Source organism: Kribbella soli (assembly GCF_004331345.1).
GTDB lineage: Bacteria > Actinomycetota > Actinomycetes > Propionibacteriales > Kribbellaceae > Kribbella > Kribbella soli.
Genome location: NZ_SJJZ01000001.1, coordinates 1817199 through 1831076, shown reverse-complemented (window position 1 = coordinate 1831076; position 13878 = coordinate 1817199). Strand labels below are relative to the sequence as shown.

14 protein-coding genes are annotated in these 13878 nt (G+C 68.5%); 6 read left to right on the top strand and 8 right to left on the bottom strand.

All coding sequences use genetic code 11. The features are described from left to right. Window positions 1–120: 120 nt before the first annotated feature. From E0H45_RS09165 to E0H45_RS09150, 4 genes are all read left to right on the top strand, one after another. A complete protein-coding gene (locus E0H45_RS09165) occupies window positions 121–720 on the top strand; it encodes a hypothetical protein (protein ID WP_131336061.1) in 600 nt (199 codons plus the stop codon). After that, window positions 717–3338, top strand: coding sequence for a hypothetical protein (locus E0H45_RS09160; RefSeq protein WP_131336059.1), 2622 nt, complete (start codon window positions 717–719; stop codon window positions 3336–3338). Before E0H45_RS09165 ends, E0H45_RS09160 begins: the two co-directional genes overlap by 4 nt. Before the next feature lie 104 nt (window positions 3339–3442). Beyond that, complete coding sequence (locus tag E0H45_RS09155) at window positions 3443–3907, top strand: hypothetical protein (RefSeq protein ID WP_131336056.1); 465 nt, start codon at window positions 3443–3445, stop codon at window positions 3905–3907. Between the two features lie 14 nt (window positions 3908–3921). Continuing rightward, window positions 3922–4272, top strand: coding sequence for an ArsC/Spx/MgsR family protein (locus E0H45_RS09150; RefSeq protein ID WP_131336054.1), 351 nt, complete (start codon window positions 3922–3924; stop codon window positions 4270–4272). Between the two features lie 10 nt (window positions 4273–4282). Here E0H45_RS09150 and E0H45_RS09145 read toward each other — a convergent pair whose 3' ends face one another. The 3 genes from E0H45_RS09145 to E0H45_RS09135 form a co-directional block, all read right to left on the bottom strand. Further along, window positions 4283–6520 carry a hypothetical protein gene (locus tag E0H45_RS09145; protein WP_131336052.1) on the bottom strand — a complete coding sequence of 746 codons (2238 nt, stop codon included), beginning with the start codon at window positions 6518–6520 and terminating at the stop codon, window positions 4283–4285. Between the two features lie 103 nt (window positions 6521–6623). Further along, the gene (locus tag E0H45_RS09140; protein WP_131336050.1) at window positions 6624–7772 is read right to left on the bottom strand and encodes a pyridoxal phosphate-dependent aminotransferase; all 1149 of its coding nucleotides are present in this window, start codon (window positions 7770–7772) and stop codon (window positions 6624–6626) included. 32 nt (window positions 7773–7804) lie between these two features. After that, window positions 7805–8236: a MarR family winged helix-turn-helix transcriptional regulator gene (locus E0H45_RS09135; RefSeq protein ID WP_131336048.1), complete on the bottom strand. Its 432-nt coding sequence runs from the start codon at window positions 8234–8236 to the stop codon at window positions 7805–7807. Window positions 8237–8358: 122 nt separating this feature from the next. On the opposite strand from E0H45_RS09135, the gene E0H45_RS09130 reads away from it, so the two are divergent. Further along, window positions 8359–9918, top strand: coding sequence for an MFS transporter (locus E0H45_RS09130; protein WP_202872231.1), 1560 nt, complete (start codon window positions 8359–8361; stop codon window positions 9916–9918). A 21-nt stretch (window positions 9919–9939) separates the two neighbouring features. Here the strand turns inward: E0H45_RS09130 and E0H45_RS42385 are convergent, their stop codons facing one another. The 4 genes from E0H45_RS42385 to E0H45_RS09115 all read right to left on the bottom strand — a co-directional run bounded on the left by E0H45_RS42385 (window position 9940) and on the right by E0H45_RS09115 (window position 11952). Next, complete coding sequence (locus E0H45_RS42385) at window positions 9940–10080, bottom strand: hypothetical protein (RefSeq protein ID WP_165546319.1); 141 nt, start codon at window positions 10078–10080, stop codon at window positions 9940–9942. Between the two features lie 12 nt (window positions 10081–10092). Next, the gene (locus tag E0H45_RS09125) at window positions 10093–10524 is read right to left on the bottom strand and encodes a GNAT family N-acetyltransferase (protein ID WP_131336046.1); all 432 of its coding nucleotides are present in this window, start codon (window positions 10522–10524) and stop codon (window positions 10093–10095) included. Continuing rightward, the gene (locus tag E0H45_RS09120; protein WP_131336045.1) at window positions 10521–11219 is read right to left on the bottom strand and encodes a FadR/GntR family transcriptional regulator; all 699 of its coding nucleotides are present in this window, start codon (window positions 11217–11219) and stop codon (window positions 10521–10523) included. The genes E0H45_RS09125 and E0H45_RS09120 overlap by 4 nt, the downstream gene beginning before the upstream one ends. 94 nt (window positions 11220–11313) lie before the next feature. After that, complete coding sequence (locus E0H45_RS09115; protein ID WP_131336043.1) at window positions 11314–11952, bottom strand: pyrimidine 5'-nucleotidase; 639 nt, start codon at window positions 11950–11952, stop codon at window positions 11314–11316. Between the two features lie 52 nt (window positions 11953–12004). Here E0H45_RS09115 and E0H45_RS09110 point away from each other — a divergent pair, with 52 nt between their 5' ends. Beyond that, on the top strand, window positions 12005–12799 hold the full coding sequence (locus tag E0H45_RS09110) for an SDR family NAD(P)-dependent oxidoreductase (protein WP_131336041.1): 795 nt from the start codon (window positions 12005–12007) through the stop codon (window positions 12797–12799). Between the two features lie 14 nt (window positions 12800–12813). Here E0H45_RS09110 and E0H45_RS09105 read toward each other — a convergent pair whose 3' ends face one another. Beyond that, window positions 12814–13713, bottom strand: a complete 900-nt coding sequence (locus E0H45_RS09105; protein ID WP_131336039.1) for a LysR family transcriptional regulator — start codon at window positions 13711–13713, stop codon at window positions 12814–12816. Window positions 13714–13878: the final 165 nt, after the last annotated feature.

Sequence of the window (13878 nt, the reverse complement as noted above, 5' to 3'; positions counted from 1 at the left end):
CCAGTGGTTACTGCTTGGTAGGAACGTCCGTCAGCAAAGTACTGAACAGTAGTTCAAGTACATGAAACTTGGATTTTCCGGCGGGGGGTCCCCGGAGTCCCACAGCGAGTGGAGGACTCAATGCAGCGCAGCACCCTGGTATCCGGTGCGCTGCTGGCCGTCGTCGCGGGTCTGTTGTGTCTGGTCGGGGAAGCTCTCGGTCTGGATACGCAGCACACGGCACTGGTCGGCGGAGCACTGGGCGGTGTGGTGGGGCTGGTGCAGGATCGCACTCCGGCGATGCGCGTGACCGGCTTCTTGATCGGGCTGTTCGTCGCCTGGCTCGGCTTCGCCGTACGGGCGCTCTATCTTCCCGACTCGGCGTCCGGCCGGGCCGTCGCGGCAGTCGCCGTGGTGGCCGTGTGCGTGGCGTTCACGGCCGGCTCGGCCGACCGGATCCCGCTGTGGACCTTGCTGCTCGGCGCGGCCGCGATGGTCGCCGTGTACGAGGAGACCTATACCGCGGACAGCCCGGCCTTCCTGGCCCAGTCGCCGTCGGCGGCCACCGGCGTGCTGCTGGCGGCCGGGATCGGGTTCCTGGCGACCTCGCTCCAGCGGACGCGACCGGCGCCGGCCGCTGAGCGTTCCGAGGTTCCACCCGACGAGCCGACCGAAGAAGATGCCTGGGTTCCCGCCGACGACACCCGTGAGCTTGCCTCGACCGAAGGAGACCGTGCGTGACCGCCCGACGCATCACCCGGGGACTGGCTGTCGCCATCGCCGTCCCCTCCGCTTTCGTCCTGTCGACGTCCCAGGCGCTGGCCGCGTCGAGTGCACTCTCCGCCGGACCCGTCACGGTCACCAACACCGAGACTGTTCAGGCCAGACTCGACCCCAGCGGCAAGGTCGAAGGCGCCCGCATCTACGAGCAACTCGCCTTTGTCGGCACCGGAAAGGTGAAGCTCGCCAACCCGGTGTCGACCGACAGCCTGCGCAACCTGGACAGCTTCGGCGGCTTCTCGGTCAAGGACGGCAAGATGGCCGTGGACCTGTCGGTGAACGGCGAGCAGCGGATTCGCACCGTCAGCGACTTCGACAGGAAGAAGCTGCCGATCAAGGTCGCCGTCACCTACACCCTGAACGGCAAGAAGCTGTCCAAGCCCAGTGACGTCGTCGGCAAGAAGGGTCGGCTGGAGGCGCACTACGTCGTGGAGAACACCTCGGCCAAGACCGAGTCGGTGACGATCACCGATGGGTACGGCAAGCAGATCGTCGAGGAGGCCGACGTCGTCATTCCGATGGTCGGTCAGCTGACGACCGTGCTGCCGCCCGAATTCGCTGACGTCACCTCGGCCGAGGCGAACAAGGCCGGCGACGGCAAGGGCGGTACGAAGCTGAGCTTCACCGCTACGTTGTTCCCGCCCGTCGGTGCCGCGACCGCGGAGTTCGGCTGGGCGGCCGAGGTCAAGGACGCGATCGTCCCCGAGGCCGAGCTGACCGCGTTGCCGGTCAGCCCGCTGGAAAGCCCGACGTTCAAGACCGCGGTCTCCGGGTACCAGAGCGGCGCAGAGAAGGGCGCCGACCTGGTCGAGGGCGGCACGACGCTCGACTCGAACCTGATCCGGCTGCGCGACGGCGCGCAGAAGCTGCTCTCCGGCCTGCTCCAGCTGAACGCCGGTGCGAAGACCCTGAACGAAGGCCTCGCCAACCAGGCCGCGCCTGGTGCCACGAAGCTCTCCGGCGGTGCGACGCGGCTGGCCGACGGCCTGGCTGAGCTCGAGTCAGGTGCATCTCGACTACGCACGAAGACCGGCGAGGCCGCCAAGGGTGCGGACAAGCTGGACAAGGGCGCGGGTGAGCTGCAGAAAGGCGCGAAGGACCTCGCCGCAGGTGCCGGCCGGCTGAAGACCGGCACCGGCAAACTCGCCTCCGGCCTGGACGAGGCCACCGGCAAGGCTCCCGCCCTGATCGACGGACTGAACAAGGTCAGCGGCGGGCTGAAGAGCGTCGAGGACGGACTCGGTCAGATGTACGGCGGCATCGGCCAACTGCCCACCAAGGCGAAGGGCCTGCACGACGGCATGGCGCAGCTCCGCGCGGGGATCGGCTCGGTCGGAGCCGAGGGAACGCTGCTCGGCGGATTGGAGAGCCTGAAGAAGCAGCTCGCGGCCTCCGGTCCGGGAATCGACAAGATGCGCGGCGGCGTGCACTGTGCGGCGGACGCGCTCACCGCGGTCAGCAAGGGCAAGCCGGTCGGAACGTACGACGAGGCTTGCTACGGCGCCGCTGCCGCGCAGCTGAACGGGCCGGCCGGGGCGCTGAACGTCGGGCCGGAGACCAATCCGGTCAAGAAGATGATCCTCGACTCGGTGATCGCCCAGATGGGCTCGATGGGTGACCCGGTGCCCGATCTGGACAAGCCGCTGCCGGATTCCGCAAAACTGCAGGTCGCGCTCGCTTACCTGAAGGGCCGGCTGACCCAGCGCGCCGTACCAGGTATTGCGCAGCTGCAGTGCGGGCTCGACAACCGGGTCTCGGGCTGCCCGGACTCGGAGCCCGGTCTGATGCAGGGGCTCATGGCGGTGGATGCCGGCGTGACTCAGCTGGTGTCAGGCGTGGTTGCCAGCGTTCAGGGCGGCATCGGCACTTCCAAGGACACGCCGGCCAGCAAGACCCTGCGTGGTGGGGTCAACGGGCTGCAGGGTGGCATCGGACAGATCCAGGCAGGTGGTAAGACGCTGCTGGCCGGCCTCACCCAACTGTCGGACGGCGCTGACCAGCTCGACACCGGAGCGGGTGCGCTGTCCACCGGCACCGGCAAGCTCAAAGCGGGTGCCGGCGTGCTGGCGAACGGCACCGGGCAGCTCGGCAACGGGCTCGGGTTGCTGGCCGGCGGGACCGGCAAACTGGCCGACGGTGTCGGCCAGGCCAAGACCGGCTCGGACCAGCTGGCGCAGGGTTCCAAGGATCTGGCGACCGGCATCGGCTCCGCGGCCGAGGGTTCGGGCAAGCTGGCGGATGGTCTCACCACCGCCACCGAACAAGCGCCCGCCATCCCCGACGGCGCCGGCCGACTCTCGAAGGAAGGTGCGAAGGTGCTGACCAAGAACGGCGCCGACACCGCACGCGACTTCGGCCGCCGCTACAGCCTGCTTTCCGCCGCCGCCGACCGCGCCAAGACCGAGTCGATGCCTTTCGGTTCTCCCGAGGGTGCGACCGGCGCAACGGCGTACTCGCTGAAGCTGGCCGGGGCCACCGGTGAAGGCGACCGCAGCTGGATCCGCCTTCTCGCCGGCCTGGCGGTCTTCGGTGTCGCAATCGGCGCCACCAGCCTCCTCCGCAGGCGCGCCACCTCCTGACGTTCGCCGCCCAAGCCGGCCCGGTCATGCAGACCGGGCCGGCTTGGGCCGCGTTGTTTGGCCGATCTGGGAGGATCGGGGCGGGGGTCGTGGAAGGACGTTGGATGACTGGGCAGCGTGGTGACGAGCCGCCGCGGGATGCGCCGGGGCCGTACAGCGGGCTGTTCGGTGGCGTACCGGACACGTACGGCTACCAGCCGGCGACGCCGAAGCAGGTCACTGTCGCCTCGGTGATCGCGATCGGGCTCGGCGCGCTGTGCCTGCTCCTCGCGGGCCTCACGCTCACCTCGGCCGGCGACCAGATCTCCGAAGTACTCACCGGCTCCCGCGGCAACACCCCGGTCGCGGTCGCGGCCACGCTGGTGTGCGCCGTCGTCTACCTGGTCCCCGCGCTGTATCTCCGAAAGCGCCGCCCGTGGTCCCGGTACGTGCTGATCGCCGTCGCCGCCATGGGCATCGCAGGCGGGATCATGTCCCTCCCGGCCAGCCTGCTCGGCCTCGCAGTCCACGCGACCCTGCTGATCCTCATGCTCCAACGCCCCACCAGACTCTGGTTCAACCACCGCTGACTCCAGGAGACCTTGTGGAGATCTGGATCAACCCCGCCTGCTCGAAATGCCGAGCCGCCACCAAGGCGTTCGACGAGGCCGGCATCGACTACACCGTACGGCGCTACCTCGACGACCCACCCACCGTCGAAGAACTGACCGCCGTCCTCACCCGCCTCAACCTCGAACCCTGGGACGTGGTCCGCCACAACGAACCCGCCGCCAAACCCCTGCGTGAACTCCCACGCGACGCAGCCCACCGCCCCGAATGGATCGAGGCGATGGTCACCAACCCCATCCTCATCCAACGCCCCATCATCACCGCCGACGACGACACCACAGCTATAGCCCGCGACTCCGAAACCCTCGCCAAGTTCCTGCAGTGATTTCCTAGCCCTACAACGAAATCTTTCCTCGTAGCTGCTCGAGCTGTGCCATCGCAAGCGTCGGACCGAACTGCAAGGTGGCACGCGTCCGCGCGAGCTGGTCGATCAGCAGCCGTTGTGAGCCTGTTGGCTCCGCTATCGCACTGTCCACGAGATCAACTGATCCCTCGAAGAGCTCGAGTACCGTCGCGAAGTACTGCAATCCCGCCGCGAGCCGGTCCGCGAGGTCCTGCTGCTCGGTCCTGACGTTGGAGATCGCAAGGACCTGGGCGAGGATCTCCTGGCTGCTCAGTTGCTCCTGATCACCTGCCAGATAAGGCAGCAGGTCCGTGGCGGCGCGCTCGTCGTGAGCAAGCCTTGCTGTGAGTCCGCGGCGCAGCGAAGCCAACTCGGCATCCACCAGCCCGTTGGCCAGTGGGACCAGCTGGTTCTCCTCTGTGTCACGCCGCAGCTCGACCAGGCTGCGCGCCGCCCGGACCAGGTCGCGCGGAACCCCGCCCGAGACGCAGTGGCACAGAGCGGTGAAGACATCAGGGAACCCCACGACGCGTCGGCGGATCAGGTCAAGCGACTGCTCGAGAGTGAACGGTGGGAGCCGAACGACTTCGTCGAATGAGCTGTCCATCGCCGTACGCATGTGCACAACTCGGCTCTCGAACCCGGACAAGGCGTCCTCCGACACGGAAACCAGGTACACGCATCTCGGGATGTTGAAGATGGCCTTGATGTCGTTGAGAAATCGCTCCGCCTGACTGGGATCGGAGATGCGATCCATCTCGTCGATGGTGATCGCGATGGCTATGGCGCCCGCATTCGGCCGCCACCACTGCGCGACGAGGGACACGTAGTTCCGGTACGAGTCCACCAGCTCGGGCAACGACAGGGGAACCTCTGCCAGTTGTCGCGAGCGACCCCAGCCCAGGTCGAGCTTCCCCGTCTTCACGGAGCCGGACCAGGTCGAGTTGGTGGTCTGAAGGAAGCGCAGGCGAGCAAGGTTCCGGTCGGTGATGCCGGCGAGCTCTCGAGGGTTCGCACCACCCCACAGACTGCGGAGCACCCCGTGGTACGGCGAACGGCGCCCGATTTGCGTCGAGACCACGTTCGCGACCAGCAGTGCCGCGATCAGGAGTCCCAGCAGCCATCCACTCGGCAACGCGATTCCGATGCGGTCGAACTGTTGCACGGTAAATCTGTGGATCGCAGAGATCACTTGATCGGCCTGTGTCTTCGCATCCAGCGCGCGGTATACAAGCGACTCCTGGATCACTGCGATCAACGTGAGTGTCAGGAACGAGCGTACGACGAACCGAAGGCACCGGCGCACCGGATAAAGCCAGGGAATTGTTCCCCCACGGCCGAAATGCAGATGGCTCCGCACCGATTCGCAGAGCCGGATGTAGAGGTGGATCAGAAAGTCTTGTGAGTCGTATCCGACCGGAGCAGCCACATGTATCTGCAACCATTTCCCGGCGGCGTTCGCGGAGCGCCCCGGCTCGTGCGTGATGTTGCGGAGCAGGGTGGTCTTGCCGCTGCCGCGACTACCGCTGATGGCGACCGAGTTGGCGCCGAGCTCGGTGATCAGACGCCTGATGCGGTGAACCTCCGGGCGATCCACAAGTTGGTCGATCGGGCTGATCTGCGTCAGGCCCGGTGCCCGCGTTACGTCAAGTGCCGGCGCTCCGGTGACATTGGCGTTGACGTTGACGAACTCGCGCAGCAAAGGTCGAGCCAACGTGTTCAGTCGGTCGTCGAGTGTCGCGAGCTGCATCCGGTAACCGGTCCACGCGGCAAATGTCAGTCCGGCCAGCAGGGCGAACAGGAACAGCGAAAGCCACGGACCCGGCCAGTCCAAAGCCCCCACCAGCTCGGCGACGAAGCGAGTTGCGTGTGTGTCGGTGTCTGCTTTGCTTGTCGACTCCCACGTGTGCTGTGCCCAGGTGAGGAATGTGCCCGCCATCCCGATCGTCAGCACAACGGTTACGAGAGCTGATGCGCCGAACGCCGCGGCGGCCCCCATCACGGCTGTGCGCTCGTACGACGATTGTTCGGTGAGGTCGGCGTCCGAGAGCACCGACTGGTGCGCTGAATAGAGTGTGTCGAAGGAGACGCTCGAGAATTCGTCGTCGGGTGGAAGTCTTGAGATGGTGTGTCGCAAGCGCGACTCAGTGATCGAGTCGACAGCTTCCCGCCACAGTTCGCCGAGGCTCTCGGCGAGTCGAGTGAGCCCTCCGGGCCCCTGTGCGTCCATCCAGCATCCCCCACAGACCACGTGTGACAGCGCGCAATTCACCGGCCCCGCGTGGTGACCGATGGTAGACCGGGGACGGCGCTGCTGCGTCGCCGGCGGGGTCTTACATTTGCCGAAGGCGGAGCAAAGCCTCGGTGAGGACTTCGGGTTGTTTGCAGAAGGCCCAGCGGACCAAGGGGCGGCCTGGTTCGGGGTTGTCGTAGAAGACCTGGTGGGGGATGGCTACTACGCCGGCTCGTTGGGGGAGCATTCGGCAGAATTCGATGCCGTCGGTGTGGCCGAGGGGGCGGATATCGGTGGTGATGAAGTAGGTGCCGGCGGGGCGGTGGACCTCGAAGCCCAGGTCGGCCAGGCCGTCTGCGAGCAGGTCGCGGCGGGACTGCAGGTCGGCGCGCAGTGCGTCGTAGTAGTCGTTGCCTAGGGCAAGGGCGTTCGCGACGGCCGGCTGGAAGGGCGCGCCGGAGGTGAACGTGAGGAACTGCTTGGCGGTGGTCACCGCCGTCACCACCGAAGGCGAACCGGTGACCCACCCGATCTTCCATCCGGTGACCGCGAACGTCTTCCCGGCGCTGCTGATCGACACGGTCCGGTCCGCCATCCCGTCGTACGACGCCAGCGGCCGGTGCGTCCCGTCGTACACCAGGTGTTCGTACACCTCGTCCGTGATGACGACCAGGTCGTGTTCGAGGGCGACGTCGCGGATCCCGCGCAGTTCCTCGTCGTTGAGGACCATGCCGGTCGGGTTGTGCGGTGAGTTGATCAGCAGCACCTTCGTCCGCGGCGTGACGGCGGCGCGCAGTTCGTCGAGGTCCAGCCGGTACGACGGTGCGCGCAGCGTCACGGGTACGCGCCGTCCGCCGGCGAAGGCGATCCCGGCAGCGTACGAGTCGTAGTACGGCTCGAGCGCGATCACCTCGTCACCGGGCTCGACGAACGCGAGCAGTGCGGCCGCGATCGCCTCGGTCGCGCCGGTGGTGACCAGGACCTGCGTGTCCGGGTCGTAGGAGAGGTCGTAGAAGCGCTTCTGGTGGTCCACGATCGCCTGCCGCAGCGCGGGCACCCCGCGAGCCGGCGGGTACTGGTTGGCGCCGGCCCGGATCGCCGCGATCGCGTCCGCGAGCAGCGAGTCCGGCCCGTCGCGGTCCGGGAAGCCCTGACCGAGGTTGATCGACCCGGTCGCCACCGCGAGGGCGGACATCTCGGCGAAGATCGTCGTACCGAGGCCGGTCAACCGCTCAGCGTGTGCGCGCATGCCCTCGACCCTAGGACATGTCTCCCAATGCCCTAACCCTCGCCGGCCTCGATCATGTGCCCGAGCCAGGTCCGTACGGCGGCCCGATCGGCCGCGCTGAACGACGCCTCGAGCTCGGCCTCGACCTTGCGTACGGCGGGTGCCGCGTCGGCCAGTCGTTGTTCGCCGGCCGGGGTGAGGTGGACCTGCTGGGTGCGCCGGTCCTTCGGGTTCGGGCGGCGCTCGACCAGGCCGGCGCGCTCCATCCCGGCGATCAGTTCGTTCGCGGACTGTCGCGCCGTTCCGACCTCGCGGCCGACCTCGGCGACGGTGCGGCCGGGCAGCTCCCGCACCAGGAGCAGCGTGCCGTACTGCTGCACCGAGAGCCCGTGCTCGTCCAGGGCGGCGGCCAGAGCCGAGCGCATGCTCAGCCAGGCGTGCCGGACGAGGAAGGTGACGCAGCCGGTCGGGTCGTCGGGATCCATGCACCACATTCTGCCGGGCGCGCGCCAGGGCACGCGGTATCGCGAAAAGGAGATTGACAGGTTCCTGTCAATCAAGGACGATGGAAAACCTCGTCAGGGTCCTGTCAATCATAGGAGACTTCGTGTCCACGATCGACCCCCCACAAGGTCAGATCCATCAGCGCCGCATCCTCGCGATCCTGGTCGTCTCGGCTGTCCTGATCTGGATCGACTCGACCGTCCTCGGTATCGCTCTCGAACGCCTCGCCGACCCCGTGCAGGGTCTCGGCGCCACGCCCGGCCAGCTGCAGTGGGCCGTCGGCATCTATTCGCTGTTGTTCGCCACCGCCCTGTTCCTGGCCGGCGCCCTCGGTGACCGCTACGGGCACCGGACCGTCCTGATGCTCGGCCTGCTGATCTTCGGCATCGCCTCGGCCTGGGCCGCGTGGGCCACCGATCCGGTCGGCCTGATCCTCGCCCGCGCCACCATGGGCCTCGGCGGCGCACTGATCATGCCCACGTCGATGGCGATCATCGGCTGGACCTTCCCGCCGGAGCGCAGGGCCGGTGCGATCGCGATCTGGTCGTCGTCGGCCGGTGTCGGCGTCGCCGTCGGGCCGGTGCTCGGCGGGGTGCTGATCGATCACTTCTGGTGGGGCTCGGTCTTCACGATCAACCTGCCGATCGTCGCGTTCGGCCTGATCGGCGCGGCCGTCGTACTCCCGAACCCGCGCAGCCCGCAGCGCCGCCGGCTCGACCCGCTCGGCCTCGGCCTGTCCACGCTCGGACTGCTCGGCCTGTCATACGGACTGATCGAAGGCGGTCACCAGGGCGGCTGGGATCGTTGGCAGGTCTGGGCAAGCATCGGCGCCGGTCTCGTGCTGCTCGCCGGCTTCCTGTACTCCGAATGGCGCGAACCGGAGCCGAGCTTCGACCCGCGCCTGTTCCGCAATCGCCGGTTCGCGGCGGGCAACCTCTCGCTCGCGGCGGTCTTCCTCACCATCACCGGGCAGGGCTTCTATCTCGCGTTCTACCTCCAGGGCGCCCGCGGCATGAGCGCGCTGGACGCCGGCCTGATGTCATTGCCCGGGGCAATGGGCGTGATCGTCGGCGCCCCGCTCGGTGCCCGGCTGGCCGCGCGTCTCGGTGTCGCGAAGGTGTCGGGTACGGCGGTCCTCACCCTCGCGGTGTGCTTCGCGCTCAACCTCACGTACGACGTCAGCACGTCGCTCGTGGTGATCGGGATCATCGGCGGCCTGGCCGGACTCGCGATCGGCATGACCGTCGCGCCGACGACCGCGGCCGTGATGGCGACGCTCCCGATGGATCGGATCGGAGCAGGCTCCGCGGTCAGCAACGCTCTGCGTCAGGTGGGCAGCGTGCTCGGTGTCGCCGTACTCGGGACCGTCGTGTCGTCGACGTACCAGCACCGGATCGCCCCGGCGCTCACCGGCCTGCCGAACGAGGAAGCGATCGGTACGTCGGCCGAGGCGACCCGCCACGCGGCCGGCGCGCTGCATCGCCCCGACCTGGTGCAACTCGCGAACGACGCCTTCGTTCACTCCATGCACACCGCGGCCGGCGTCGCCGCGGCGATCGTCCTCCTCGGCGCGATCGTCCTCACGGCCGCGTTCCGGACCCCCAGGCCATCACAATCGCCGGATCAGGAGGCGACCACGCCGGAGCGCGCCGGCATCGGGTAATTGTGATGGCCTGGGGAACCGTCAGTTCCACGGAGACGGCGGCGGCGGTGGTACGACGGCGGGCCGGTCCTCGCACCACGTCGCACCGGTCCAGCCGCCGTCATTGCCGCCGAGCAGCCGCACGTCCAACTCCGGCGGGCCGTCCCGACGAGCGGTGCGCAAGAGCTCGACAGGTCAGAGAAATTTACGAACCATGAAGACGTCGACCGGATCCTCGGCCTCGGTGACGAAGCCGTGGCGCTCGTACAGCTTCCGGGCCGGACTGCCTTGCAGGACGTTCAGTGCGACCGTCGCGTCGCCGGCTTCGTCCAGGACGGAACGCAGTACGGCGCAACCGACGCCGCGGCCCTGGTGGTGCGGGGCGAGATAGAAGTGCTCGAGCCACTGGCGGTCCTCGGCCGGCCGCATGCTGATGGATCCGGCGAACTCGCCGTCGACCTCGATGATCCGGGTGTGCTCGGGTGCGTAGCCGTCCCGCAGGCGTTGCCGGACGCGATGGTCGTCGTACCGCCCGAGGCGTTCGAGGTCCGGGCGCATGGCGGCGGCCCGGAGCTCGACGAGTTCCTCGAGGTCGTTCGCCGTCGCGGGCCGCAAGGTCCACCTCATGGCAGCGCCGGTTGCGGGACGGGTCGGAGGGCGCGCAGCCAGAGTTCGGTCTGGGCGATGTGGGCGGAGGCGGCGGTGGCCGCGGCCGCGGGATCGCGGGTGGTGATCGCGGCCAGGATCGCGCGGTGGCCCCGGTCGCTGGTCTGCTTGATCGCGTCGAAGTCGGCGCCGGGCTCGAAGATCCGGTAATGGCCGCCGCGACCGCGGATCACGCCGGTCAGCGCGGTGACGGTCGGGTTGCCGCCGGCCGCGCAGATCAGACCGTGGAACTCGGCGTCGAGGTGCTGGATCTCGGTCGCGTCGGTGGTCGACTCGAGCTGGTCGAGGACCGCGCTCAGCTTCGCTTCGAGTTCGGGGTCCTGGCGGGCGGCCGCGGCGGCGGTGGCGTGCGCCTCGAGCACCCGGCGTACCTCCAGCAGTTCGAGCACTCCCTCGAGCGGGATCAGCTCGACCGACAGCGAGAACCTGCCGATGATCGCGGCCGGGTCCAGCGCGGAGACGTACGTGCCCGAGCCGTGCCGGGACTCGATCACCCCGAGCGCGCCGAGCGACCGCACGGCCTCCCGCAGCGAGCTCCGGGACACGCCCAGGTGGTCGCACAACTCGGGCTCCGGCGGGAACTTCGCCCCCGGCCCGAGCTCCCCGGACGCGATCATCTGCCGCAACCCGGCCAGTGCCTTGTCCGTAGCAGCCATCCCCTCACCTCCTCCCGAAGCGTAAGTCCTCAGACCACTTCTGGTCACATCTCGTCATGCTCAGCCTGTTCGGCCGAGCCGTAGTGGCGATTCATCAGATGTTTGCCCGGAGGAACCCGGGCACGTCCGCCGCTCGCCAGCGCCGGGCCGCGAGCTGCTCGTACGACGTCCCGCCGGTCACCCAGACCGTCGTCATCCCGCGCTCGTGCGGCCCGGTCAGGTTCACCTCGAGATCGTCGAACATCGCGGCCCGCGCCGGGTCGACCCCGAACGACGCCAGGAACGCGTCCAGGCTCTCGTCGTACGGCTTCGGGACCAGGTCGGCGGCGAGGATGTCGAAGACGCCGTCGATGCACTCGGTCAGTCCGAGGCGTCCGAGCACCTGCTCCGCGTGGTACGCCGAGCCGTTCGTGTACAGGTACCGCCGCCCCGGCAATCCGCCGAGCACTTCCGCCAGCACCGGATCGGGACGAAGGACCGCGTAGTCGATCGTGTGCTCCCACGCGAGGTAGTCGTGCGGGTCGATCGACCGGGTGTTCATCAGGCCGCGCAGGGTCGTCCCGTGCTCGGCGACGAGCTGTGCCTGCAACCGAAGGGCCTCGGCTTCGTCGGTCTCGAACAGGTTGGACAGGTACGCCCGGATCCGGACGTTCATCTGGTCGGCCAGTCCGACGTCGGCCGGGTACAAGGTGTTGTCGAGGTCCAGAACCCAGGTGTCGATGTCCGCCAGCACCTGATCAGCGTAAGTGACACACTGGGGGCGTCACCGACGGGAGGACTGCACGATGCCGACTGCGCTCGTCACCGGGCCTGCGACCGGGATCGGCCGGGCGTTCGTGGACAAGCTTGCGCTCGAGGGGTACGACCTGGTGCTGGTGTCGCGGGACGAGGCGCGGCTCAAGGAGGTCGCCGCCGACATCACGCGGCTGCACGGTGTCGAGTGCGAGGTGCTGGCCGCCGACCTGACCGACGCGGCCGATCTGGCGCGCGTCGAGGAGCGGTTCCGGACCGGGCCGATCGAGTTGCTGGTGAACAACGCCGGCTTCGGGCAGAAGAAGCCGTTCTGGGAGAACCCGGTCGACGTCGAGGAGAAGCAGCTCGATCTGCTGGTTCGCGTCGTACTGCGGCTGACGCATGCCGCCGTACTTCCGATGATCGAGCGTGGCTCGGGTGCGGTGATCAACGTGTCCTCGGTGGCCGGGTTCCTGCAGCGGAACATCTACAGCGCGCACAAGGCCTGGGTGACGAGCTTCTCCGCCGGACTGGCGACCGGGCTGCACGCGCAGGGTGTTGCGGTGATGGCGTTGTGCCCGGGGTTCGTGCACACCGAGTTCCACGAGCGGATGGGGATGGACAAGTCGATGATCCCGTCGTTCATGTGGCTGGACGCGGACGAGCTGGTCGCCGCGGCCTGGAAGGACCTGCTGCGAGGCAAGGCGATCTCGATCCCGAGCCGCCGCTACAAGCTCCTGATGGTCGCCGCGCGCTTCACGCCCCGGGCCCTCATCGCGCGCGTGTCGACGGTGGGGCTCGACGGCCGCCGTCCCGCCTCGTCGGCTGCAGGGTCCCGTAGAGAGTAGTCATCTCCCACTGACTACAGCTTCTCGGCGACCTCTGTGAGGACGGCGAGGGTTGCGGTGATCAGGGGGTGGTCCGCTCGGCTGTTGCGGACGGCGGCGTACACGCGGCGGGTCGGTGCGGGGTCCGCGAGTGGGCGGATCAAGGCGAGGGTCGGCTCGGGTACGGCGAGGCGCGGGACGAGCGAGACGCCGCCACCGGCCGCGACCAGGGCCGCGACGGCGCGGAAGTCGTCGGACTGGTGGACGATCCGCGGCTGGAAACCGGCCTGCTCACAGGCGAGCAGTACGACGTCGCGGATCGGGTTGCCGGGTGCGGTCATCACCCAGTCGTCGTTCGCGAGCATGCTCAGCTCGATCGTTTCGTGGTCCGCGCCCGGGTGCGTCGGGGGCAGTACGGCGACGAACGGCTCGGCGTACAACGGGATCCGGACCAGTCGTTGGTCGTCGTGCCGTGGGGAGCCGCGGTGCTCGACGGCGATCGCGAGGTCGGCGTCGCCGTCGAGCAGATGGGTGATGCCCTGGTGGCCCTCGGCGTCGCGGACGACGAGGGCGAGGCCGGGGCTGGTCTCGCGGAGCCTGGTCAGCGCCGGTGCGACCAGCAGCGTGATCGCGGTCGAGAAGGCGACGACGCGGACCTCGCCGTTCGCGCCGTTCGCGTGCAGCCGCATCGCGTCCTCGGCGCGTTCGACCTCGGCGAGGATGGTGTCGGCATGAGCGAGGAGCAGCCGGCCGGCCGAGGTGATCGCGACCCGGCGGCCGCGGCGTTCGAGCAGTTCCTGGCCGACCTCGGACTCCAGCGCGGCCAGTTGCTGCGAGACCGCCGAGGGCGTCAGATGCAGCACCTCGGCGGCCGCGGTCACAGTCCCGTGGTCAGCAAGCGCGCGCAACACCCGCAGGCGTCGTACCTCGATCACGAAGCTCAGCTTGGCACAGGTCGTCGTTGAGCTCGCCGGGGATCAGTTTCAGTTCGACGGCCGGACGGTCCGGCGTGCGGAGCTCGCGCCACCGGCGTACGGCGTCGCGGATCGGGTGGCGTCTCGGGACATAGGGACGCAACGGGGCGTCCGGCATTGCAGAGT

What these genes read in the sequence shown, in the direction of transcription:
- E0H45_RS09145 (WP_131336052.1), bottom strand. Translation starts at nt 6,520, where the DNA reads ATGGACGCACAGGGGCCCGGAGGGCTCACTCGACTCGCCGAGAGCCTC.
- E0H45_RS09135 (WP_131336048.1), bottom strand. Translation starts at nt 8,236, where the DNA reads ATGGATCCCGACGACCCGACCGGCTGCGTCACCTTCCTCGTCCGGCAC.
- E0H45_RS09155 (WP_131336056.1), top strand. Translation starts at nt 3,443, where the DNA reads ATGACTGGGCAGCGTGGTGACGAGCCGCCGCGGGATGCGCCGGGGCCG.
- E0H45_RS09125 (WP_131336046.1), bottom strand. Translation starts at nt 10,524, where the DNA reads ATGAGGTGGACCTTGCGGCCCGCGACGGCGAACGACCTCGAGGAACTC.
- E0H45_RS09120 (WP_131336045.1), bottom strand. Translation starts at nt 11,219, where the DNA reads ATGGCTGCTACGGACAAGGCACTGGCCGGGTTGCGGCAGATGATCGCG.
- E0H45_RS09110 (WP_131336041.1), top strand. Translation starts at nt 12,005, where the DNA reads ATGCCGACTGCGCTCGTCACCGGGCCTGCGACCGGGATCGGCCGGGCG.
- E0H45_RS09140 (WP_131336050.1), bottom strand. Translation starts at nt 7,772, where the DNA reads ATGCGCGCACACGCTGAGCGGTTGACCGGCCTCGGTACGACGATCTTC.
- E0H45_RS09165 (WP_131336061.1), top strand. Translation starts at nt 121, where the DNA reads ATGCAGCGCAGCACCCTGGTATCCGGTGCGCTGCTGGCCGTCGTCGCG.